We start from the raw sequence: 21,773 nt of genomic DNA on the forward strand, positions 1-21,773 counted from the left end.
CCCCCCCCGGGGGGGGGGCCCCCCGGCCCTCTTCGTTGCGCACGGCCTGCCGCGCGGCGGCCAGGGGTCAGTGCTTCTGCTGGTTGCGGTGCTTGCCCTTGCCGGCCGCCAGGGCGTCGTCCTCGGCGTCCTGGGCCACCTGGCCGGGGTCGGTGACCGGGGTGACGGCGGGCTCGCCGCGGTAGGCGTCCGCGCTCATCCCGGCGCTCGGCGGCATCGCGGTGCCCTCGTCGGACTTCCACTCCGCGGCGTCCGCCTTGCGCTGCCACCAGACCCAGCCGGCCACCGCGCCGATGGCCAGCGCCAGGATCAGCACCAGGACGTTCTTGCGGGCCTTGTGCTGCTTCTTCTTGACGATCTTCGCCATCTCGGCGGACGTCACATCGCCGCGCAGCGCCATGACGGCCGCCTCGGCGCGCGAGCGGGCCTCGGCCACGACCGGCTCGCCGGCCTCCTTGGCGGCCAGGGCGGCGTGGTTGACGCGCGGCATCACGTCGTCCTGCATGCGCTGCTTCGCCGAGTCCATGGCCTGGTGGGCGCGCGGGCCCACGGCGGGTGCCACGGTGTCCCGGCCGAACGCGGCCAGCTTCAGCCGGGCGGCCTCCAGCGCGGGCATGACGCGGTTGCGCGTGGTGTCCGCGGCCTGCACCCGCACCACGGCCAGGCGGTGTTCCAGGCGCGGTGCCGCCCAGTCCCGGGCGTCCGCGGCGTAATGCACCGCGGCATCCCGTGCGTGCGCGGCGCGTGGTGCGATCCAGACCACGGTCCGGCCACCAGCATCGCGTGCCTGCTCCAAGCGGGTCACGACAGCCTCCTCCTCGGCGGGTTACATCCGCTATGTGTTCCCGAGGCGGCGTGGATCATGCCTGGATTGTCATCTCATATCCTCTTGGTCCATTCCTGGGGGCGTCGGCCCGGGACCGAGGCGGAGGACATGGCCGTTGCTGCCGCGGGCATTTGGGCGGCGGGCCCGCGGCCATGCGAGGATTCCGGGGACCTCGTCACACACGAGACAGTCCGAACGACCGTCATGACCGCAGGGAAGGTTCATCCGTGGCCGAGAAGCTGTACGCCACCCTCAAGACCAACCACGGGGACATCGTGGTCGAGCTGTTCCCGAACCACGCCCCCAAGACGGTGGCGAGCTTCGTGGGGCTGTCCGACGGCACCCGTGAGTGGATCGACCCGGCGACCGGCGAGCCCGGCCAGGGACCGCTGTACAACGGCGTCGTCTTCCACCGGGTGATCAGCGGCTTCATGATCCAGGGCGGCGACCCGACCGGCACCGGCCGCGGCGGCCCGGGCTACAAGTTCGCCGACGAGTTCCACCCGGACCTGGCGTTCAACAAGCCCTTCCTGCTGGCGATGGCCAACTCGGGCCCCGGCACCAACGGCTCGCAGTTCTTCATCACGGTCGGCGAGACGCCGCACCTGAACCGCCGGCACACCATCTTCGGCGAGGTCGCCGACGAGGCGAGCCGCCAGGTCGTGAAGGCCATCGCGGCGACCGAGACGGGTCCCCTGAACCGCCCGGTGAACGACGTGGTCATCGACGAGATCGCCATCGAGAAGCGCTGACGCCGCGTTGAACTCCATCCACGGCGACGGACCGGCCGGATCCCCGCAGGGGCCGGCCGGTCCTCCGGTGTGCTACCGGCACCCGGGTCGCGAGACGCACATCCGCTGCACCCGGTGCGAACGCCCGGTGTGCACGGACTGCATGGTGAGCGCGTCGGTCGGCTTCCAGTGCCCGGACTGCGTCCAGGCCGGCGGCCGCACGGTGCGCGAGGCGCGCACCATAGCGGGCGCCCGGGTGCGCAACACCGACGGCAGCGCCGGCGCCACGGGCGCGGTCGTCACCAAGACGCTGATCGGCCTCAATCTGGCCGTGTGGATCCTCGTGCTGGTGGTCGGCGACAAGGTCGTGGACCGCTTCATACTGCTCGGCCGCGCGGTGGTCGGCGGGCAGTGGGCCGGCATCGCGGAAGGCGAGTGGTACCGGCTGTTCACCGCGGCGTTCCTGCACCAGGAGCCGTGGCACATCCTCTTCAACATGTTCGGGCTGTGGATGCTCGGCCCGCCGCTCGAGGCGATGCTGGGCCGGGTCCGCTTCCTGACCGTCTACCTGGTCTCCGCCCTCGGCGGCAGCGCGCTGTCGTACCTGATCGCGGCGCAGAACCAGGGTTCGCTGGGCGCGTCCGGCGCGGTCTTCGGGCTGTTCGGCGCGGCGCTCGTGGTGGGCCGGCGGATGAACGCGGACCTGCGGCCGCTGATCGCGCTGCTGGTGATCAACCTGGTGATCACGTTCCTGAACGTGAGCCGGATCGACTGGCGCGCACATGTCGGCGGCCTGGTGGTCGGCGCCCTGGCCGCGGCGTGCATGGTGCACGCTCCCAAGAACCACCGGGTGGCGTTCCAGGTGCTCTCGATCGCGGGCATCGTCGCGGTGCTCGTGGGGATCGTGCTGTTCCGGACGTCCCAGCTCAGCTGATCGGTTACACTGAGGATATGCGGATTGACCCAGCGTGATGAATTGCTGGTGAGGGGCGTTTCGAACGCCCGCGTCGGGGGCCTGGCGCGCTAGAGTTATCCACAGGCTTTGCCTCGTTATCCCCATTGTGGATAACTCTGTGGATGCCGCCGTGGAAAACGCGCGCAGGCGCCCCGCCGACCGGGTCGGATCCCTGCTCCCGCAAGGGGAGAAGCACTACTGGTGCCGCCGTGCGTCTAGAGCTGCAGCACTACTTCCACTGCGTGGAGACACCGAAGCCGGCGGCGATGAAGCCGAAGCCGACCACGATGTTCCAGTTGCCCATCGACTCGACGGGGAAGTCGCCGTTGGTCACGTAGTAGACGACGATCCACAGCAGGCCGATCAGGAACAGCGCCAGCATGAACGGCGCGATCCAGCGGCGCGTGTCCAGCTTTATCGCCGTCTTCTTGTCCGGCGGCGGCGTGAAGTCGGACTTCTTGCGAATCCGGGACTTCGGCACGAGAGTCTCTCCTGTCGATGCTGCCCTGGGCCTACTGCTTCCGGCGCCGAGCACCGGGCTTCGGCGCCCCTGCCGTCGGCGGGGAGTGTAGGGACGCGACACGACCTGCGACGTGTCGGTTAGCGTAGTCGCTGTCAGGTCCGGATGGAGGGTACGACAACGTGCGTTTGCCCGGTGTGCGCTTGCCTGGTTCCCCGGAGGGAGCTGCCGGCCGATCCGGATCGGCCTGGCGAGCGATCGTACCCCGCTCACTGGCTCTTGTGGTCTTCGGTCTTGCCGGTCTCCTCTTCTGGATCAGCGCCAATACCTCGCACGGCACCAACCTGCGCAACGACAGCCAGTCGATGGAGTACCGGGACCTGGTCCGCAAGCAGGGCCAGCACAACGCCGAGGTCGACCGCGAGGTCATCGAACTGGGCGACGAGGTCGACGCGCTGCGCCGCGCGCAGGTGGACGACCCGGCCGCGCAGGCCCGCATCGACGCGCTCAACGGCCCGGCCGGGCTGGCCCCGCTGAGCGGCGCCGGGCTGACCGTCACGCTCACCGACGCCCCGCCGGACGCCACCGCGCGCATCCCCGGCATCCGCGAACCCACCGCCGACGACCTGGTGGTGCACCAGCAGGACATCCAGGGCGTGGTCAACGCCCTGTGGGCGGGCGGCGCGCAGGGCATCCAGATCATGGACCAGCGGCTGGTGGCCACCAGCGCGGTGCGCTGTGTCGGCAACACCCTGATCCTGCACGGCCGGGTGTACTCGCCGCCGTACGTCATCACCGCGGTCGGCAATGTGGACAACCTGCGCCGGGCCCTGGACGACAGCGACGCGGTCTACAACTACACGACGTACGTCGACGCCTACGGGCTCGGCTACAAGGTGGAGGACCGCAAGCAGGTGAATCTCCCCGGGTACACGGGCCCTCTCGATCTGCAGTATGCGAAAGTCTCCTGAGCCGCCCACCGACCGCCGCCGCCTGCTGCCGAGCGACCGGCCACGAACGCAAGACAGTGAATAAGAGGGGAGCCGGGAGACCGTGCGCACCGCGATCCGCGGACTTGGTGAGGCGTTCATCACGCTCGGCGTGCTGATCCTGCTCTTCGTGGTCTACCAGCTCTACTGGACCGGCGTGCTGGCCCGCGAGGCCCGGGCCGGCGAGCTGGACGAGCTCGACAAGAAGATGAAGCAGAACCTCGCCGCCCCGGCCCAGCCGGGTGCGCCGGTGGCACCGCAGGTCCCCGGCCCGCCGCCGGAGTACAAGGACGGCAAGAGCTTCGCGGTCATGTACATCCCGCGCTTCGGCTCGGGCTGGAAGTGGACCGTGCTGGCGGGCACCGCGACGGACACCCTCAAGAAGGGCCTGGGCTGGTACGACACGTCCGCCAAGGCCGGCCAGGAGGGCAACTTCGCGGTGGCCGGGCACCGCAAGACCTACGGCGACCCGATGCTGCACTTCCCGAGCCTGCGGGTGGGCGACAAAGTGGTCATCAACGACACGGTCAACTGGTACGTGTATACGCTCGACAAGCCCCTCGTGAACGGTGCCGCCGACAAGGCGGTATACAAGACGCTCCCGGAAGATGTCGGGGTCGTCGCACCGGTCCCGGCCAAGGCGTACGACAAGCCCGGCAAGTACCTGACTCTCACCACCTGCGACCCCGAGTACGGCAGTTCGCACCGACTGATCGCCTGGGGTCACCTCGAATCGGTCCAGCCGTTGTCCGCCGGCGAGCCCGCGGCGCTGAAGGGAGCCTCCTGATGTACGCCTTTATCTGGCGCCATCTGCCGGGCAACGTGTGGGTACGCATCGCCATTTCGCTCGTGCTCGTGCTGGCGATCGTCTACGCGCTGTTCAACTGGATCTTCCCGTGGGCCGAGCCGATGCTGCCGTTCGGCGACGTGACCGTCGACCAGGGCAACGTCCAGGACGTCCAGCCCAGCGGAGGACTGCCCGGATGACCGCCCGGATCCTTGTCGTGGACAACTACGACAGCTTCGTCTTCAACCTCGTCCAGTACCTCTACCAGCTCGGTGCGACGTGCGATGTGCGGCGCAACGACGCGGTGACGGTGGAGGACGCGCTCGGCTACGACGGCGTGCTGCTGTCGCCCGGACCCGGCACTCCGGAAGAAGCCGGGGTGTGCGTGGACATGGTGCGGCACGGGGCCGGCCGGGTGCCGGTATTCGGCGTGTGTCTGGGGATGCAGTCAATTGCCGTCGCCTACGGCGCTACGGTTGGCCGGGCACCGGAACTTCTGCACGGCAAGACGAGTTTGGTCGAGCACAAGGGTGGCGGCGTCTTCTCCGGACTCCCGTCGCCCTTCACCGCGACGCGCTACCACTCGCTCGCGGTTGACCCGGATACGGTGCCGGCCGAATTGGAGGTGACCGGATGGACGGAGAGCGGCGTGATCATGGGGATGCGCCACCGCGACCTTCCGGTCGAAGGCGTGCAGTTCCACCCGGAGTCGGTGCTGACCCAGGACGGCCATCTGATGCTGGCGAACTGGCTGGGGACCTGCGGGTTCCCGGAGGCCGCCGGGCGCGCCGCCGGGCTGGCGCCGGTGGTGGGCCGGTCGGGGATGGGGGCATAGCCGGCCCGGCTCGGATAGCCGGCGGTCCGGAGTCCGAGCAGGCCCGCGAGGACGTGTTCGATCCCGGCTTCGGGGACCGGACCGCGGAGTTGGTGGTGCCGTCCCGGGCCGACCTGGACCGCAGGGCGGCCCGGCGGGCCGCTCGGGAAGCCGCTCCGGCCGCCCTCGCCCTGCCCGCCGGGGGCTCTTCGGGCCCCTCGGGCGCTTCGGACGGCGACGCGGACCCGCCCGCACCCGGCGGCCGCGCGGCCCGCCGCAAGGCCCTTCAGGAGCAGCAGAAGTCCGCTCGGCGGCGCGGTGCAAAGCCCGGTGCCAAGCCTGGCGCCGCAGTGCCCGAGGGAGCGGGCCGCGCGGCCCGCCGCAAGGCCGCCAAGCCGTCGACGCGCTCCCGGGTGCTCACCGCGGTCGCCACCGGCGTCGGCGAAGTCGCCATGACGCTGGGCCTGGTGCTGGTCCTGTTCGTCGTCTACACGCAGTGGTGGACGAACGTGGTCGGGGACCGCAATGCCGCCCGCGAGACCAAGCAGCTCCAGGAGCAGTGGGACAAGGGCCAGACGGGCGAGGCGCCGCTGCCCGCGCCCGACCCGCGCCAGCCGGACGGCTTCGCGCCGGGCATCGGGTTCGCGGTGCTCTACATACCCAAGCTGAGCGTGAAGGTCCCGGTCGCCCAGGGCACCGACAAGTACAAGGTCCTCGACAAGGGCCTGGCCGGCCACTACACCGACCCGAAGACCGCGATGCCGTGGGACAAGCAGGGCAACTTCGCGGTGGCCGGGCACCGCAACACCCACGGCGAGCCGTTCCGCTACATCAACAAGCTGGGCAAGGGCGACTCGATCGTCGTCGAGACCGCGACCATGTACTACACGTACGCGGTCACCTCCCAGCTCCCGGAGACCTCGCCGAAGAACATCGGGGTGATCGACCCGATCCCCAAGCAGAGCGGTTTCAAGAAGCCCGGCCGCTACATCACGCTCACCACCTGCACCCCGGACGGCGCCTCGACCTACCGGCTGATCGTGTGGGGCGAACTGGTCGAGGAGCGGCAGCGCAAGGACGGCAAGCCGGATGCATTGGTCGCTCCGGGGTCCTGACCCAGGAGCTTGCTTGTGCCAAGCTGTCGACCCATGGGCGTCGTGCGCAAGGTCATCCGCGGCACTGCGGAGATCGTCTTCACCATAGGCCTGGTCGGACTGCTGCTGTGCGTCCACCAGTTGTGGTGGACCAACATCGAGGGCCGCGCCGCGGCGCAGGAGAGCCTCGAGGAGCTGTACGAGTCCTGGGAGCAGGAGCCGACCGCCGACGAACCGGCTCCGGAGGCCTCGCCGATCGCCGGCATCCCGGAGGACGAAGGACCCCAGGACGTCGGCACCGACGGGCAGAAGGACGGCACCGCGGCCGCGCCCGGCGGGGCGATCCGCGGCGAGGCGTTCGCGGCGCTGTACATCCCGCGGCTCGGCAGCGGCTACAAGAAGCCGATCGTCGAGGGCACCAGCGCGCAGTCGCTCCGCAAGGGGGTCGGGCACTACACGTACGCCCCGTACACCGCGCCCGGCCAGGTCGGGAACTTCGGTATCGCGGCGCACCGCAACGGCAACGGCGAGCCCTTCCGGCACCTGAACAAGCTGGTGGCAGGCGACTTCGTGGTGGTCCAGACGAAGACCGAGTGGTACACGTACCAGATCGTGCGCGGGCCCTTCATCACGAAGCCGGACAACGGCGAGGTGCTGGCCTCCAACCCGCCCATGCTGGGACTGCCGGGCGGCCAGCGGCTCATCACGCTGACCACGTGCGATCCGGAGTTCACCTCGAAGAACCGGATGATCTACTGGGGCACTCTGGTGGCCACCGACGTGAGCCGGCCCGGGTTCGTGCCCGCGGCGCTGAAGAAGTAGCCGGACGTACCAAGAGGCTGCCGGACGTTCGAAGAAGCAGCCCGGGCGCACCGGAAAGACCGAGGGCCTGGCCCGGATCAGTGATCCGGGCCAGGCCCTAGAACGTTGCGCGTGCGCCCTGCGGGCGACCGGGCCGGCCCGGGGCCGGCCGCGGCGTCACCAGTTGCGCGGGTCGAACGGATTCGCCTCGTCGTCGTTGCTGCCCGGGCGGTTGTTGCCGCCGTTGCCGCCGTTCGACTGGCCCGTCGGGCTGCCCGTGGGGCTCCCGGTGGGCTGCTGCGTGGTCGGCGGCTGCTGCGTGGTCGGCGCCGGGGACGGGCCCTGCGAGACCGTCAGCTGGACCGAGTTGCCCTCGATGACCTGGTCGCCCTTGGGCACGCTCTGCGCGATGACGATGTTGGCCGGCTTGTCCGGGCTGTACTCGAACTTCGCGGTGACCTTGACCTTGAGCTCGGCCTCGAGCCGGCTCTTCGCCTCGGCATAGGTCTTGCCCACCACGTCGATCATCTCGGCGGACGGCTTGCCACTGTTGATCTTGAGGACGACCTCGGAGTTCAGCGGCAGCTCGGTGTTCGCCACCGGGTCCGTCGCGCAGACCGTGTCCTTCTCGCACTTGTGGTCGGTGCTGCGGTCGGGCCGGGCCTTGAAGCCGGCCTCGGTGATGAGCTTCGTCGCCTGGTCTTCCTTCATCTTCGCGACGTTGGGGACCTTGCCGAGCGCGGGACCCGAGGACAGCACGACGGTGACGTTGCTGTCCTTCTCGACCTTGGTGCCCTCGGCCGGGGTCTGCGTGCAGACCGTGTCCTTGGGCTGCTCGCAGGCCTTCTTCTCCGGCGACACGGTCAGCTTGAGCGTGCTGGAGTCGATCATCTGCTGGGCCTGCGCCTGGGTCTTGCCGACCAGGTTCGGGACGCTCTTGAGGTCGCCCTTGGCATCGTCGCCGCCGAGCAGCGTCTTGCCCACGAAGAAGGCCGCGACCAGGACCGCGACGCATGCCACCGCGAGCAGCGCCCACGCCCAGCCGCGCTGCCGGGGCGGCTCGTCGTCGTCGTAGTCGTCGTCCGGGCCCAGGTCGTACTGCTGCTGGCCGTGCTGGGTGCCGTACGCCGAGGACGCCTGGGTGGACGGCCCGGGCGTCGGCGGCAGGTACTGGGTGGCCGCCTCCATGGGCGCCATCACGGCCGGCGCCGCGATCGGCATGCCGTGCAGGGCACGCTCCAGGTCGGCGCGCATCTCGTCGGCGCTCTGGTACCGGTTGTCCGGGTGCTTGGCGAGCGACTTCAGCACGATGGCGTCGATCGTCGGCGAGACCTCGGGGTCGTACGCGCTCGGCGGCAGCGGGTCCTCGCGGACGTGCTGGTAGGCCACCGCGACCGGCGAGTCGCCGACGAAGGGCGGGCGCTCGGTCAGGAGTTCGTAGAGCAGGCAGCCGGTCGAGTACAGGTCCGAGCGGGCGTCGACGGTCTCGCCGCGGGCCTGCTCGGGGGAGAGGTACTGCGCGGTGCCGATGACCGCGGCGGTCTGCGTCATCGTCATGCCGTTGTCGGCCATGGCGCGCGCGATGCCGAAGTCCATCACCTTGACGGTGCCCTGCCGGGTCAGCATGACGTTGGCGGGCTTGATGTCGCGGTGGATGATGCCGTTGCGGTGGCTGTACTCCAGCGCCTGCAGGACGCCCGCGGTCATCTCCATGGCGCGCTCGGGCAGCAGCCGCCGCCCGGAGTGCAGAAGCTCGCGCAGCGTGGACCCGTCGACGTACTCCATCACGATGTACGGGATGGAGATCCCGTTGATGTAGTCCTCGCCGGTGTCGTAGACCGCGACGATCGCCGGATGGTTCAGCGATGCGGCGGACTGCGCCTCGCGCCGGAACCGGGCCTGGAACGACGGATCGCGGGCCAGGTCGGCACGGAGCGTCTTGACCGCGACGGTACGCCCGAGACGGATGTCACGGCCCAGGTACACCTCGGCCATGCCGCCGCGGCCGAGGACCGCACCGAGCTCGTACCGGTCGCCGAGGCGACGCGGCTCTTCCATAGCTTCCAGCCTTTCCCTTACCGGTCCTCGACCCTGAACGTCCTCGGACACGGTACCCGGGCCGAGGCATGCGCGGTTGTCACGGACTGATCAAGTCTGCGCGGCCCGATCTGTGGGTTCTCACTTGCCGAGCACCGCCTTCATGATGGCGACGGCGGTGGGGGCGGCGGTCTTGCATCCGCTGATGTCGTTCCGCTCGACGTCCGCTTCGGTGTCCTCGACGACCACGGCGACCGCGACCTTCTTGCCGTCCAACTCCGCGAACGACACGAACCAGGCATACGGCCGCTTGTCGTTCGCGAAGCCGCGCTGCGCGGTGCCGGTCTTGCCGCCGACCTTGACTCCCGGGATCTTCGCGGACTGGCAGGAGCCTTCCTCGACCACGCCGACCATCATGTCCTGCAACTGGCCGGCGACGTTCGGCTCGACCGCCTGGCTGAGCTTCTTGGCGCTGGTCTGCTCTATGGTCTCCAGGCTCTGCGAGCGCAGCGAGTCGACCAGGTACGGCTCCATCAGGGTGCCGTTGTTGGCGATCGCCGCGGCCACCATCGCCATCTGCAGCGGTGTGGAGGTCACGCTCTGCTGGCCGATCGCGGCGCGCATGGTGGCGCCGCCCTCGTCGTTGGCCGGGAAGTTGCTTGCGTTGACGCGGGTCGGGATGTCCAGGTTGTTCTTGGTGTCCGAGCCGCCCTTGGTGAAGTCGTACTTGCCGAAGTCGTTGAAGCCGAACTTCTCGGCCTGCGCCTTGATCGCGGCGTCGCCGAGCTCCATGGCGATGCCCGCGAAGACCGTGTTGCAGGACTTCTCCAGCGCGACCTTGAGGGTGCTGCCCTGGCAGGCGGCGGGGCCGGCCTGGTCCTTGAGGCCCAGCAGCGAGTTCGGGTAGGGCATCGGCGACGGGAAGTTCGTCACCGTGTCCCAGTTGTACTTGCCACTGGCGATCGCGGCCGCGGCGGTGACGAGCTTGAACGTCGAACCGGGCGCGTAGGTGTAGCGGATGACCCGGTTGTCCATCGGCTTGGTCGGATCCTCGTTGAGCGCCTTCCAGGTCGCGTCCTGGGCCTTCTTGTCGTTGACCGCGAGCTGGGCCGGGTCGTACGACGGCGTCGACACCATCGCCAGGATCTGGCCGGTCGTCGGGTCGATCGCGGCCGCCGCACCGGTCTTGCCGTTCAGTCCCTTGAAGGCGGCCTCCTGGGCCTTGGCGTTCAGCGTCAGGTCGACGTTGCCGCCGCGCCGCTCCTTGCCGGTGACCACGTCGATGACGCGGCGCACGAACAGCCGGGAGTCGTCGCCGCTGAGGATGTCCTCCTCGACGTTCTCCAGCAGGTTGCTGCCGTAGAACTGCGACTTGAAGCCGGTGACCGGGGCGTACATCGGGCCGTTGAGGTAGGTCCGCTGGTACTCGAACTTCTTGCTGTCGGTCTTCTCCGAGCCGGTGATCGGCTTGTCGTCGACCAGGAAGTCGCCGCGGGGGTGGGAGTACGACTCGTACATCGCGCGCTTGTTCTCGGGGTGGTCCGCGTACTCGTCGGCCTTGACGACCTGGATCCAGTTGGCGCGCAGCATCAGTGCGGCGACCAGGACCAGGCAGAAGATGGACACCTTGCGCAGGGGCTTGTTCACTTCCGACCAATCCTCACTGGCTGTGTCCTCTCGGTCCCGCCGGTCCGCCCGGCCCGCTCGCTCCTCCTGCGCCGCCGCCCGGCGGCGGTCCGGCCGGTCCGGGCGGGGTGCCCGGCCGCGGCGGCACGCCCGGCACTCCGCCGGGCACCGTCAACGCGTCCGGGGGCGACGAGGGTTCCGCGGGCGTGCCCGCGGAAGCGATCGGGGTGAACTCGGTGGCGGCGTCCGCATCGACGCGCGGCCGGTCCGGCACATGGCCGCCGGACAGGTCGCCCAGCGGCGAGCCCTGCACCGGCGTCGGCTCGGCCAGCTCGTCGGCGTCCGCGGCGTCCAGCGCCTGGTCCTCGAAGCCGGTGCGCCGGGCGCGGCGGCCGCCCCGGCTGTTCTGCGTCGCGGAGACCTCGCCGGCCACCGCGGGCGGCGCGGGGCGCCGGGCGGTGTGGCTGACCACGATGAGTATGGCGACCAGGATCCAGTTGGTGATGACCGACGAACCGCCCTGGGCGAGGAACGGCATGGTCATACCGGTCAGCGGGATCAGGCCGGTGACGCCGCCGGCGACCACGAACACCTGCAGCGCCATGACGACCGAGAGGCCGGCTGCGAGCAGCTTGCCGAAGGGGTCGCGGGCCGCCAGCGCGGTACGCAGGCCGCGCTCGATGAGCAGCGCGTACACCATGAAGATCGCCATCATCCCGGCCAGGCCCAGCTCTTCGCCGACCGTGGTGAGGATGAAGTCGCTGCGCGCCGCGAAGCCGATCTCGTTCGGGAAGCCCTGGTTGAGGCCCTTGCCGAGCAGGCCGCCGTCGCCGTAGCCCATCAGGGCCTGGGCGAGCTGCTCGGAGCCGCCGCGCGGCGGGTTCGTGCCGTAGATCGCCATCGGGTCGAGCCACGCGTCCACGCGGCCCTTGACGTGCGGTTCGACGGAGCCGACCAGGGCCGCGCCGCCGATCGCCATGACGAGGCCGAAGATCAGCCAGCTGACCCGCTCGGTGGCGATGTAGAGCATCACCACGAACATGCCGAAGAACAGCAGCGAGGTGCCCAGGTCGCGTTCGAAGACCAGGATCATCAGGCTGAGCAGCCACACCACCACGATGGGGAAGATGTCCCGGCCGCGCGGCAGGTACAGGCCCATGACCTTGCGGCTGGCCAGCGCGAGCGCATCGCGCTTGACCATCAGGTAGCCCGCGAAGAACACGGTCAGCACGATCTTGGTGAACTCGCCCGGCTGGATCGAGAACGGGCCCAGCCGGATCCAGATCTTGGCGCCGTAGGTGTCGCCCGGGAACGGGATGGGGGAGACCAGCAGCACGAGGGCGACGAGCATCGCGATGTACGTATAGCGCTGCAGCAGCCGGTGGTCGCGCAGGAACACCACGACGCCGACGAAGAGCGCGACGCCCATCGCGGTGTACATCAGCTGGGTGGGCGCCGCCTTGCGGGTGAGGTCCAGGTCCAGGCGGTAGATCAGGACCAGGCCCATGCCGTTGAGGAACGTGGCCAGCGGCAGCAGCAGCGGGTCCGCGTACGGCGTGAACTTGCGGACCACCAGGTGCGCGATGCCGGCCATGAAGCCGAGACCCAGGCCGTAGGAGACCAGTCCGGCCGGCAGCCGGCCGTCGCCGGCCAGGCCTACGTTGGCGTACGCCAGCACCGGTACCAGGACCGCGAACCCGAGCATCATCAGCTCGGTGTTGCGGCGGTTCGGAGCGGATTGCGGGGTGATCGTCGTGTTACTCATGCCACCGCCTCGCTACGCTCGGCGGCGCATTCGCAAAACGCATCCCCCTTATTGGTTCGCTCGCTGCGCTCGCTCACGGCGTTCCCCCTCCTCAACTCGAGCCGACGGGCTGTACATCGCACTTGGCGATGAGCGGGGTGTCCTCGCCGAGGTCGATGGCCGGACCTGCCGTCGGAGTCGTGGTGGGTGCCGCGGTCGGCTGCGCCGCCGCCGGGGGACTGGCCGCGGGCTGGCCGGTGCCGGGTGCGCCGGTGGCCGGGCGCTGTGCGGCGCCGGTCGTCTTGACCGGGTCGGGCGTGGCGCGCTTGGTGGAGCGCGAGACCGAGTCGGTGCCCGGACGGCCGCTCGCGGTCGCGGTCGGGGTGGGCGTGCGCATGGGCGCAGCCTGCACCGACGCGGGCGTGGTCACGTTCTCGCCTCCCGGGCTGCCGGTACCCGGGGTCTGCGGTTGCTCCGGGGTCTGCGGTACCGAAGGAGAGACGGTGGGCGGGTGCTCCTGGTTCCAGGCCAGCACCTGGCTGCACACCGTGGCCTGGCGCTGCAGCTTGTCCACGTAGTCGCGCGCGTCCGAGAGGCTGGCCGCGTCGTAGCGGACGTCCAGGCTCTTGCGGTACTCGGCGCCGATCAGGTCGGTCTTGACCGCGCTGTACTGCTTGTACGGGCTGGACAGCGAGATGCCGAAGATCTGCGCGTCGATGCCGCGGTAGATCGCGACGTGGTCGCCGTCGCGCGCCACGTAGTACTGCGTCTGGGTCCACCAGTACGCGCCGCCGAGGGCGGCCAGCACCAGCACGGCCGGTCCCCAGACCGGGAGCGTGCGGCGCCAGGCGGGCTTGGGGCGGCGCCGGCTCGGCGGCGCCGCGGCCTCCGGCACCAGCGCTTCATTCTCGTATTCGCCCGCGGTCAGTTCGCGGGCCCGGGAGGCCGGCGTGGTGGGCAGCGTGGCGGTCTCGCCGGCGAAGTCGTCGGCGACCGCGCCGACCACCACGGGGATGTCGGACGGTGTCTCGTCGACGTCCACGATGTCCGCGACGATGCAGGTGATGTTGTCCGGGCCGCCGCCGCGCAGCGCGAGCTGGATCAGCTCCTGCACCGCGTCGCGCGGGTCGGCGAGGGCGAGCAGGGTGTCCTGCATCGTCTCCCGGCTGACCACGCCGGACAGGCCGTCGCTGCAGACGAGGTAGCGGTCTCCGGCGCGGGCCTCGCGGACCGCCAGGTCCGGCTCGACCTGGCCGCGGCCGTCGAGTGCGCGCATCAGCAGGGAGCGCTGCGGGTGGTGCCCGGCCTCCTCCTCGGTGATGCGGCCCTCGTCGACCAGGCGCTGCACCCAGGTGTGGTCCTGGGTGATCTGGTCCAGGACGCCGTCCCGCAGCAGGTAGGCGCGCGAGTCGCCGACGTGCACCAGGCCGAGGCCGTTGCCGGTCCACAGCAGCGCGGTGAGCGTCGTCCCCATGCCCTCGAGGCCGGGGTCGTCGTCGATCATCACGCGCAGCCGGTCGTTGGCGCGGTCCACCGCGAGGCGGAGGGTGTCGCGCAGGTCGGCCCCGGGCAGGTCCTCGTCGAGTTCGACGATGGTGGACAGGACCTCGGAGCTGGCCACTTCGCCCGCGGCGGCGCCGCCCATGCCGTCGGCGACCGCGAGCAATCGGGGGCCGGCGTAGCCGGAGTCCTCGTTGCCCTCGCGGATCATGCCTTTGTGCGATCCGGCGGCGAAGCGGAGAGAGAGGCTCATTCAGGCTACCTGCGCAGCTCGATAACGGTCTTGCCGATGCGGATCGGCGCTCCGAGGGGTACGGGGGTCGGTCCGGTCAAGCGCGTGCGGTCCAGGTACGTGCCGTTGGTCGAGCCCAGGTCCTCGACGATCCAGCTGCCGTCCGGGGCCGGGTAGATGCGCGCGTGCCGGCTCGACGCGTAGTCGTCGTCGAGCACGATCGTCGAGTCGTGCGCCCGGCCGATGGTGATCTGCTGGTCCGTCAGATTCATCGTGGTGCCGGTGAGCGAGCCTCCGGTGATCACCAGCTTGGACGGCGCACTGCGCGGCGCGGACGCGCGGCGCGGGCCGCGGGCCTGCGGGGGAGGCGCCTGCTGGGCGACCGGCGGAGGCACCGCTGCTGCGGGGGCTGCGGCCGCGGCCGGCGCACTGCGCCGGCGCATCGGCCGCTGGGTGACGCGCGTGCCGAACAGATCGCTGCGGATCACCTGGACCGCGACGATCACGAACAGCCACAGCACGGCGAGGAAGCCCAGCCGCATGACGGTGAGGGTCAGCTCAGACATGCGCCCGATGTCACCCCTCGGTTTGACGGAACACGACAGTGGTACTGCCCAGCACGATCCTCGACCCGTCGCGGAGAGCGGCACGCTGGCAGTGCTGCCCGTCCACGACGATCCCGTTCGTCGAGCCGAGGTCGGCGATCGACGCCGGGGGGCCGATCTTGATCTCGGCATGGTGCCGCGACACGCTCGGGTCGTCGACCCGCACGTCCGCGTCGGTGCTCCGGCCCAGTTTGGCGGCCGAGGCGGTGAGTTCGTGGCGCATTCCGTTGACCTCGACCCACGTGCGCAGTGCCGCCGGGGGGCGGTACGGCGCGGGGGCCGGGCCGGGCGGGGGGCCCGGCGGACGCGGCGGCAGGCCGGCACCCGGTCCCGGGGGACCGGCGGGCGGCATGCCACCCGCCTGCGGGTAAGCGGGCGGGCTGTGGAACTGGGGCGCGGGGCCTTGGGGCGGTTGCCCGGGCTGCGCGTACTTCGGGTCCGGGTAATGCGGATGCGCCGACGCTACAGGTTCGGGCGGCCCGTACCCAGGGGCACCCTGGGACTGGCTGCCGGCCAGCGCCTGGCTGCGCACCCGGTAGAGCCCGGTGTCCAGATCGTCGGCCTGCTCGAAGTGCACCTCGACGGGCCCGATGAACGAGTAGCGCTGCTGCTGTGCGTAGTCGCGCACCATCGTGGACAGCTCGGCACCGAGCTGCTGGGCGTAGGGGCTGAGCCGCTCGTAGTCGTGCGAGCCCAGTTCCACCACGAAGTCGTTGGGGACCATGGTGCGGTCCCGGTTCCAGATGGTCGCGTTGCTGTCGCACTCGCGTTTGAGCGCGCTGGCGATCTCGACAGGCTGGACATCGGACTTGAACGCCTTGGCGAAGGCGCCGTTGACCAGGCCCTCAAGTCGTTGCTCGAACTTCTTCAGGACACCCATGGGCACCTCCTTCCCTGTCAAGCGTCGCCGTCGTCGCCCGGGGCACGGGCGAGCCGAACCGGGCATGCTCCGGTCCGGCCGGTCCTACAGTCAGCTCACTGATCGTATCCACGCTCGGGAAACGGCCATGGTTCCCCGCCATGGTCACTGTAGGGAGTGTTGGCTCTCACAAGGACTCCTACACCCCGGCCCCTCGTTCCTGGCTCGCTTGTCGTAGTTGTGGTGTGACCAGGTGCGTCTACCCCGCAGTTGCCCCGTCCTATCCGGGCGGCGCAGGTCAAGCATGCCGGAGAGGACGGGGCGGCGGGGATGGCCCGGCACAAAGAAGAATCGGCTGGGTACTCGGGCCGGTACAGAGTGTGCACATCCGCGTGCTTTGAGTGTGGCGCGGACCACTGCCGGGTATTGATTTCAGTCGGCCCCGGATCGCGTGCTAACCTTCAGTCATTGCTCGCGCGGGTGGCGGAATAGGCAGACGCGCTGGATTCAGGTTCCAGTGCCCGAAAGGGCGTGGGGGTTCAACTCCCCCCTCGCGCACCGAGCAAGAGGCCCCAGGTCATCGACCTGGGGCCTCTTCTTTTATGTCCGCGGCCTTGGGGCCGGCGGCCTGTCGGGGTCAGGCGCGGGCGTCCAGGAAAGCGGCGACCAGCGGCGCGATCTCGGGGAGTTTGTCCTCCAGGGCGAAGTGGCCGGTGTCGAGGATGTGGAGTTCGGCGTCGGGCAGGTCGCGCAGGTAGGCGCGGGCGCCCGGCTCGGGGAAGAAGGGGTCGTTGCGGCCCCAGACGATGAGCGTCGGCGGCCGGTGCGTGCGCAGCCACTCCTGCCAGTCCGGGTACAGCGCGAGGTTGGCGTGGTAGTCGAGGGCGAGGTCGATCTGGATCCGGTCGCGGCCGGGCAGGTCGAGGAAGTGCTGGTCGGCGGTCCAGCCGTCGGGGGCGACGAGTTCGGGGTCGGCGGTGCCGCCTTCGTACTGGCTGCGGGTGACGGGGAGGGTGAGGATGCCGCGCACCGCGTCCACTGCGCCGGGCACGCCGGGCTTGTAGGACGTCATGGTGCGGGCCGCGTCGGAAAGGCCTTCGAGGTAGGCGTTGCCGTTCTGGACGACCAGGCCCTCGATCCACTCGGGGTGCCGGGTGGCGATGCGGAAGCCGACGGGTGCGCCGAAGTCGAAGACATATAGGGAGAAGCGGTCCAGGCCGATGGCGAGCAGGAAGCGCTCGATCACGTCGGCGAGGCCGTCGAAGGTATAGGTGAAGGCGTCCGGTGCCGGGGCGTCGCTGTGCCCGAAGCCGGGGTAGTCCGGGGCGACCAGGTGGTAGTCGGTGCCGAGTGCGTCGATCAGCCGGGCGAACTGCCGGGAGCTGGACGGGAAGCCGTGCAGCAGGAGGAGCGTGGGGGCGTCCGCCGGGCCGGCCTCGCGGTAGAAGATGCGCAGGCCGTCGACATCGACGTGGCGGTGCCGGACCTGGGGGAGCGCGAGCGCGGGCATGGCGGACCTCTTTCACGGGAGGTGGGGGAGCGGGCGGTGCACTTCAGAGACTAATGGATTAATCACTTGGGATCCATTAGTTCTTGGAAGGGAATCGCCTTCCTGCGCATCCCGGGTGCGGGCGGGTCTGCCGCCTAGGATCGCTTTGTCCTGATTCATGACGTACATGACGTACATGGCATGCATGACGTGCATGGTTCGCATGGCGATACGAAGGAGCCCGGTGGTCTCGGTCGTCGTGGTGCTCGCACTCGTGGTGTCCTGGTACGCGCTGCGCGGCCTCGCGCCGGTGTGGCGCCCGGCGGACCGGCTGGTCGGGCGGCTTGCTCCGTGGACCGTGCGGCTGCGGGCCTGGGTGCTGTCCGCCCCGGCGGCCTTCACCTACATCGTGCTGTTCACCGCGGGCACTTTCGTGCAGAAGACCGCGCCGCCCAAGCTGATCGACCTGCTCACCAAGGTCGACAGCACGAACCTCTACCGGCTCGCCGACGACCCGGCGACGGTGCTGGTCACCAGCGCTCTGTGGGTGGCGGAGCGCGGGTCGGGCCTCACGCTCTATGTCGCGGTCTTCGCCACCGTCGTGGCGTGGGCCGAACGCCGGTACGGCACTCCGCGGTTGATCACCATCGCGGTGACCGCCCACGTGCTCGGCTCGCTCTGCACCGCTCGGGTGCTGCGCTGGGCGATCGACACCGGACGTGCGCCGCACAAGATGGTGGCGGCCACGGACGTCGGCGTCAGCTACATCATGGTCGGCTGCTGCGCGGCGGCCGTACTGGTCATGGCCGGACTGATGCGCTGGGCCGGGGTCGCGGCGCTCGTGCTGGTCGTGGTCGTCCCGGTGGTGGTGAGCCACACCATCTGGGACCTCGGGCACCTGTTCGCGACGCTGTTCGGGCTGGCCGCCGCCGTACTGGTCCGCCTCGCGGCGCCGATGCGGACCCCGCCGCCGCTGACCGAGCCGTGGCCGCGGGCGCCCGCCGTACCGGGATGATGCCGCGCCGCTTCGGCCCGGCGCCCGGTCAGCAGGCGCACGAGACACCGGAAACGGGCGCGGTCAGCGCGTCCGGCGCGGTGCGGGTGCGCACGCCGGCACCGTCCTCGACCTCGAAGCCCTCGCGGATCCAGTACTCGATGCCGCCGATCATCTCCTTGACGGAGTAGCCGAGCCGGGCGAACTCCAGGGCGGCGCGGGTGGCGCCGTTGCAGCCGGGGCCCCAGCAGTAGGTCACGACCGTGACGTCCTTGCCGATCAGCTGCGGGGCGAGTTCGGCGATCCGCGCCGTGGGGATGTGCACGGCGCCCGGGATGTGGGCCTGGTCCCAGCCGACCTGGCGGCGCGAGTCGACCACCACGATGCCGGGGGCGCCGGAGGCGAGGTCGGTGTGCACGTCCGAGACGTCGGCCTCGAAGGCGAGGCGGGCGGCGTAGTGCGCGGCGGCGGCCTCCGGGGTGGCGGCGGGCACGGTGTTGACGGCGGACTCGATGACGAACTCGGCGGCGGCGGACATCTGTTGCTCCTCGTGTGTGCGGTTCGCGGGGCTGTTCCCTGCTGACGAGAAGAATCCTGTCGCGGGACCCCCAGCCCTCGACAGTGGCGGCAACGACCCCTACCGCTAAGATCCCGCCATGCCTGTCATCGAGCTTTCGCCCCCGACCCTGCAGCCCGAGCCGCACTGCGGGACGGTCGCCGTTTTGGCCTTCGACGGCATGGCCCCGTTCGAGATGAGCTCGGTCGTGGAGATCTTCGGGATCCCCCGTCCGGAGCTAGGCATCCCCTGGTACAAGCTCTTCGTCTGCGGCGAGACGCGCGAACCGATGCGCATGGTGGGCGGCTTCTCGGTGCTGGTCGAGCACGGTCTCGACGTGCTGGCCGCGGCCGACACCGTGATCGTCACGGCGGTCCCGGACGTGCGCGGCGACATGTCGCCCGCGCTGGCCGAGGCGCTGCGCAGCGCGCACGCGCGCGGGGCGCGCATCGTCTCGATCTGCTCGGGGGCGTTCGCCCTGGCCGGCGCCGGACTGCTGGACGGCCGCACCGCCACCACCCACTGGAAGTACGCCGACCTGCTCGCCGAGCGCTTCCCCGGGGTCACCGTCGACCCCGATGTGCTGTACGTCGACGACGGGCAGATCCTCACCAGCGCGGGCAGCGCCGCCGGCCTGGACCTGTGCCTGCACCTGGTGCGCAAGGACCACGGCGCCAAGGTGGCCAACTCGGTGGCCCGACGCCTCGTCATCCCCCCGCACCGGGAAGGCGGCCAGGCGCAGTTCATCCAGGCCGCGGTCGGCGAGGTGGACGGCGACGACGGCATCGCCCGCTCGATGGCGTGGGCCCTGGAGCACCTGGCCGAGCCGATCACGGTGGCCGACCTGGCCGCGCAGGCGCTCGTCTCGCAGCGCACCTATCTGCGCAAGTTCTCCGCGCAGACCGGCACCAGCCCCGTGCGGTGGGTGCTCGCGCAGCGCATCGCGGCCAGCCTGGCCCTGCTGGAGGAGACCGCGGCCTCGGTGGAAGAGGTCGGCGCCGCCGTCGGCTTCGAGAGCCCGGTGACGTTCCGGCACCACTTCGGGCGCGCGATGGGCACCTCGCCGTCCGCGTACCGCAGGACCTTCCGTACGTCCGTGGCCTAGCGCGCGCCCGACCGTCGCGCCCGACCGTCGCGTCAGGCCCACCGGGGCGGTACCTTCGGGACGCTCCGCCGCACGGCGGGACGAAGGAGGTCGGTGGCCATGGCGTTCGCAGCTTCGTCCGAGGCCCCGGCCGCTCCGGAATCCGGGGCGGCCGCGGGCGGTTCCGACCCGTCCGGCGAAGAGCCCATGACGGGACGCGACTTCGCGGTGCCCGGGTTCTGCTCGCGGGGGGACCGGCCGGCTCGGGCCCAGGGCAAGGACCTGCGCAAGCAGGTTTCCCGCGCGGACCACGACCGGTTCGCGCCGGCCGCCGACCGTCCTGCGGTGATCGACGTGGTCGAGCAGGCGAACGAAGGCCGCCTGCCGCACCTGGTGCCGCTGCGCATCGGGCGCATGGTCGCCACCCCGTTCGCGTTCCTGCGCGGTTCGGCCGGGCTGATGGCCGCCGACCTCGCGAACACCCCGGTCACCGGCGTGCACGCGCAGATCTGCGGCGATGCGCACGCGGGCAACTTCGGCCTGTTCGGCAGCGCCGACGGGCGCCTGGTGATGGACGTCAACGACTTCGACGAGACCGTGCCGGGCCCGTGGGAGTGGGACCTGAAGCGGCTGGCCGCCAGCCTGGTCGTGGCCGGCCGGGTCGGCGGCGCGGCCGAGGACGTCTGCCGGGCGGCCGCCCGGGACGCCGCCGAGACGTACCGGCGCACGCTCGCGCTGCTGGCCGGGATGCCGGTGCTGCAGGCCTGGCAGGCGATCGCCGACGAGTCGCTGGTGTGGCATGCCGAAGCGCACGACCTGACCGGGCACTTGGAGCAGGTCTCCGCCAAGGCGCGGAAGAACACCAGCGCCAAGGTCGCGGCCCGGTCCACTGTCGAACTCGAGGACGGCCGCCGCCGGTTCGTGCCCGACCCGCCGGTGCTGACCACGGTCGACGACGCCACCGCGGAGGCGGTCGCGCAGTCCCTCGCCGGGTACGTGCAGACGCTGTCGCCGGACCGCCGCCCGATGTTCGGGCGGTTCGTGGTCGAGGACGTGGCGTTCCGCGTGGTGGGCACCGGAAGCGTCGGCCTGCGCGCGTACGTCGTGATGCTCGAAGGCAGCGGCGACGAGCCCCTCGTACTGCAGGTGAAGGAGTCGCGGCGCTCGGCGCTGGCTCCGTACCTCGGGATAGGGGACGCCGAGCACGAAGGCCGCCGCGTGGTCTTCGGCCAGAAGGTGATGCAGGCCGTCACCGACACCCTGCTGGGCTGGACCACGGTCGGCGACCGGCACTTCATGGTGCGGCAGTTCCGCAACATGAAGGGCAGCATCGACGCGAGCACCCTGCCCGCCGAGCAGCTCGACGACTACGGGCGCATGACCGGCGCGCTGCTGGCCCGGGCGCACAGCCACTCGGTCGACCCGAAGCTGCTGGCCGGCTACTGCGGCAAGAGCACCAAGCTCGACGAGGCGGTGGCCGCGTTCGCGGTGGCCTACGCCGACCAGACCGAACGCGACCACGAGGAGCTGGTCGCCGCGGTCAAGGCCGGGCGCCTGCCCGCCGAGACGGGAGTCTGAGCCGCGGCCCGG

General features: G+C 70.6%; 20 protein-coding genes, 1 tRNA gene and 1 pseudogene. 12 read left to right on the forward strand and 10 right to left on the reverse strand.

Translation table 11 applies throughout. From position 1 onward, the window contains the following. Window positions 1–67: 67 nt before the first annotated feature. Window positions 68–805 carry a DUF5324 family protein gene (locus LZ495_RS04085; protein WP_235050494.1) on the reverse strand — a complete coding sequence of 246 codons (738 nt, stop codon included), beginning with the start codon at window positions 803–805 and terminating at the stop codon, window positions 68–70. A 248-nt stretch (window positions 806–1,053) separates the two neighbouring features. On the opposite strand from LZ495_RS04085, the gene LZ495_RS04090 reads away from it, so the two are divergent. Together LZ495_RS04090 and LZ495_RS04095 are read left to right on the forward strand one after the other, a co-directional pair. Next, entirely contained in the window at window positions 1,054–1,578 is a 525-nt protein-coding gene (locus LZ495_RS04090; RefSeq protein ID WP_235050495.1) for a peptidylprolyl isomerase, read from the forward strand. A gap of 142 nt (window positions 1,579–1,720) precedes the next feature. Next, a complete protein-coding gene (locus LZ495_RS04095) occupies window positions 1,721–2,491 on the forward strand; it encodes a rhomboid family intramembrane serine protease (RefSeq protein WP_372498519.1) in 771 nt (256 codons plus the stop codon). A gap of 250 nt (window positions 2,492–2,741) precedes the next feature. Here the strand turns inward: LZ495_RS04095 and crgA are convergent, their stop codons facing one another. Beyond that, window positions 2,742–2,993, reverse strand: a complete 252-nt coding sequence (gene crgA / locus LZ495_RS04100; RefSeq protein ID WP_235050496.1) for a cell division protein CrgA — start codon at window positions 2,991–2,993, stop codon at window positions 2,742–2,744. A 251-nt stretch (window positions 2,994–3,244) separates the two neighbouring features. Between crgA and LZ495_RS04105 the strand changes: the two genes are divergently transcribed. The 6 genes from LZ495_RS04105 (at window position 3,245) to LZ495_RS04130 (ending at window position 7,478) form a co-directional block, all read left to right on the forward strand. After that, window positions 3,245–3,943, forward strand: a complete 699-nt coding sequence (locus tag LZ495_RS04105; protein WP_235051063.1) for a DUF881 domain-containing protein — start codon at window positions 3,245–3,247, stop codon at window positions 3,941–3,943. 82 nt (window positions 3,944–4,025) lie between these two features. Continuing rightward, entirely contained in the window at window positions 4,026–4,748 is a 723-nt protein-coding gene (locus LZ495_RS04110; protein WP_235050497.1) for a class E sortase, read from the forward strand. Beyond that, window positions 4,748–4,948: a hypothetical protein gene (locus tag LZ495_RS04115; protein WP_235050498.1), complete on the forward strand. Its 201-nt coding sequence runs from the start codon at window positions 4,748–4,750 to the stop codon at window positions 4,946–4,948. Before LZ495_RS04110 ends, LZ495_RS04115 begins: the two co-directional genes overlap by 1 nt. Continuing rightward, the gene (locus LZ495_RS04120) at window positions 4,945–5,583 is read left to right on the forward strand and encodes an aminodeoxychorismate/anthranilate synthase component II (RefSeq protein ID WP_235050499.1); all 639 of its coding nucleotides are present in this window, start codon (window positions 4,945–4,947) and stop codon (window positions 5,581–5,583) included. The genes LZ495_RS04115 and LZ495_RS04120 overlap by 4 nt, the downstream gene beginning before the upstream one ends. Before the next feature lie 53 nt (window positions 5,584–5,636). Then, window positions 5,637–6,677, forward strand: coding sequence for a class E sortase (locus tag LZ495_RS04125; RefSeq protein WP_235050500.1), 1,041 nt, complete (start codon window positions 5,637–5,639; stop codon window positions 6,675–6,677). A 33-nt stretch (window positions 6,678–6,710) separates the two neighbouring features. Next, window positions 6,711–7,478 carry a class E sortase gene (locus tag LZ495_RS04130; protein ID WP_235050501.1) on the forward strand — a complete coding sequence of 256 codons (768 nt, stop codon included), beginning with the start codon at window positions 6,711–6,713 and terminating at the stop codon, window positions 7,476–7,478. A gap of 156 nt (window positions 7,479–7,634) precedes the next feature. Here LZ495_RS04130 and pknB read toward each other — a convergent pair whose 3' ends face one another. The 6 genes and pseudogenes from pknB to LZ495_RS04160 all read right to left on the reverse strand — a co-directional run bounded on the left by pknB (window position 7,635) and on the right by LZ495_RS04160 (window position 16,081). Continuing rightward, window positions 7,635–9,515, reverse strand: a complete 1,881-nt coding sequence (pknB, locus tag LZ495_RS04135) for a Stk1 family PASTA domain-containing Ser/Thr kinase (protein ID WP_235050502.1) — start codon at window positions 9,513–9,515, stop codon at window positions 7,635–7,637. Window positions 9,516–9,635: 120 nt separating this feature from the next. Continuing rightward, window positions 9,636–11,141, reverse strand: coding sequence for a penicillin-binding transpeptidase domain-containing protein (locus LZ495_RS04140; protein ID WP_235050503.1), 1,506 nt, complete (start codon window positions 11,139–11,141; stop codon window positions 9,636–9,638). A 385-nt stretch (window positions 11,142–11,526) separates the two neighbouring features. Beyond that, window positions 11,527–12,885: pseudogene (locus LZ495_RS04145) on the reverse strand (FtsW/RodA/SpoVE family cell cycle protein); the annotation flags it as partial. Window positions 12,886–12,976: 91 nt separating this feature from the next. Next, complete coding sequence (locus tag LZ495_RS04150) at window positions 12,977–14,617, reverse strand: PP2C family protein-serine/threonine phosphatase (RefSeq protein ID WP_235050504.1); 1,641 nt, start codon at window positions 14,615–14,617, stop codon at window positions 12,977–12,979. A 5-nt stretch (window positions 14,618–14,622) separates the two neighbouring features. After that, window positions 14,623–15,162, reverse strand: a complete 540-nt coding sequence (locus tag LZ495_RS04155) for an FHA domain-containing protein FhaB/FipA (protein WP_235050505.1) — start codon at window positions 15,160–15,162, stop codon at window positions 14,623–14,625. 10 nt (window positions 15,163–15,172) lie between these two features. Continuing rightward, a complete protein-coding gene (locus LZ495_RS04160) occupies window positions 15,173–16,081 on the reverse strand; it encodes an FHA domain-containing protein (RefSeq protein WP_235050506.1) in 909 nt (302 codons plus the stop codon). Between the two features lie 453 nt (window positions 16,082–16,534). Here LZ495_RS04160 and LZ495_RS04165 point away from each other — a divergent pair. Beyond that, a tRNA-Leu gene (locus tag LZ495_RS04165) sits at window positions 16,535–16,618 on the forward strand. Window positions 16,619–16,697: 79 nt separating this feature from the next. Here LZ495_RS04165 and LZ495_RS04170 read toward each other — a convergent pair. Continuing rightward, on the reverse strand, window positions 16,698–17,570 hold the full coding sequence (locus LZ495_RS04170; protein WP_235050507.1) for an alpha/beta fold hydrolase: 873 nt from the start codon (window positions 17,568–17,570) through the stop codon (window positions 16,698–16,700). Between the two features lie 202 nt (window positions 17,571–17,772). On the opposite strand from LZ495_RS04170, the gene LZ495_RS04175 reads away from it, so the two are divergent. Next, window positions 17,773–18,564, forward strand: coding sequence for a rhomboid-like protein (locus tag LZ495_RS04175; RefSeq protein ID WP_235050508.1), 792 nt, complete (start codon window positions 17,773–17,775; stop codon window positions 18,562–18,564). 28 nt (window positions 18,565–18,592) lie between these two features. Here LZ495_RS04175 and LZ495_RS04180 read toward each other — a convergent pair whose 3' ends face one another. Then, entirely contained in the window at window positions 18,593–19,081 is a 489-nt protein-coding gene (locus LZ495_RS04180; protein ID WP_235050509.1) for a rhodanese-like domain-containing protein, read from the reverse strand. A 118-nt stretch (window positions 19,082–19,199) separates the two neighbouring features. Between LZ495_RS04180 and LZ495_RS04185 the strand changes: the two genes are divergently transcribed. After that, complete coding sequence (locus LZ495_RS04185; RefSeq protein WP_235050510.1) at window positions 19,200–20,204, forward strand: helix-turn-helix domain-containing protein; 1,005 nt, start codon at window positions 19,200–19,202, stop codon at window positions 20,202–20,204. A gap of 99 nt (window positions 20,205–20,303) precedes the next feature. Then, on the forward strand, window positions 20,304–21,761 hold the full coding sequence (locus tag LZ495_RS04190; RefSeq protein ID WP_372498520.1) for a DUF2252 domain-containing protein: 1,458 nt from the start codon (window positions 20,304–20,306) through the stop codon (window positions 21,759–21,761). Window positions 21,762–21,773 lie beyond the last annotated feature (12 nt).

The sequence above is a fragment of the Yinghuangia soli genome, assembly GCF_021502675.1.
In the GTDB taxonomy this organism is placed as follows: domain Bacteria; phylum Actinomycetota; class Actinomycetes; order Streptomycetales; family Streptomycetaceae; genus Yinghuangia; species Yinghuangia soli.

Bases quoted from the DNA above. Each gene is read 5' to 3' on its own strand.
- LZ495_RS04095 (WP_372498519.1), top strand. From the start codon at position 1,721: ATGGTGAGCGCGTCGGTCGGCTTCCAGTGCCCGGACTGCGTCCAGGCC.
- LZ495_RS04115 (WP_235050498.1), top strand. From the start codon at position 4,748: ATGTACGCCTTTATCTGGCGCCATCTGCCGGGCAACGTGTGGGTACGC.
- LZ495_RS04120 (WP_235050499.1), top strand. From the start codon at position 4,945: ATGACCGCCCGGATCCTTGTCGTGGACAACTACGACAGCTTCGTCTTC.
- LZ495_RS04130 (WP_235050501.1), top strand. From the start codon at position 6,711: ATGGGCGTCGTGCGCAAGGTCATCCGCGGCACTGCGGAGATCGTCTTC.
- pknB (WP_235050502.1), bottom strand. From the start codon at position 9,515: ATGGAAGAGCCGCGTCGCCTCGGCGACCGGTACGAGCTCGGTGCGGTC.
- LZ495_RS04150 (WP_235050504.1), bottom strand. From the start codon at position 14,617: ATGAGCCTCTCTCTCCGCTTCGCCGCCGGATCGCACAAAGGCATGATC.
- LZ495_RS04155 (WP_235050505.1), bottom strand. From the start codon at position 15,162: ATGTCTGAGCTGACCCTCACCGTCATGCGGCTGGGCTTCCTCGCCGTG.
- LZ495_RS04160 (WP_235050506.1), bottom strand. From the start codon at position 16,081: ATGGGTGTCCTGAAGAAGTTCGAGCAACGACTTGAGGGCCTGGTCAAC.
- LZ495_RS04170 (WP_235050507.1), bottom strand. From the start codon at position 17,570: ATGCCCGCGCTCGCGCTCCCCCAGGTCCGGCACCGCCACGTCGATGTC.
- LZ495_RS04175 (WP_235050508.1), top strand. From the start codon at position 17,773: ATGGCGATACGAAGGAGCCCGGTGGTCTCGGTCGTCGTGGTGCTCGCA.
- LZ495_RS04180 (WP_235050509.1), bottom strand. From the start codon at position 19,081: ATGTCCGCCGCCGCCGAGTTCGTCATCGAGTCCGCCGTCAACACCGTG.
- LZ495_RS04185 (WP_235050510.1), top strand. From the start codon at position 19,200: ATGCCTGTCATCGAGCTTTCGCCCCCGACCCTGCAGCCCGAGCCGCAC.
- LZ495_RS04190 (WP_372498520.1), top strand. From the start codon at position 20,304: ATGGCGTTCGCAGCTTCGTCCGAGGCCCCGGCCGCTCCGGAATCCGGG.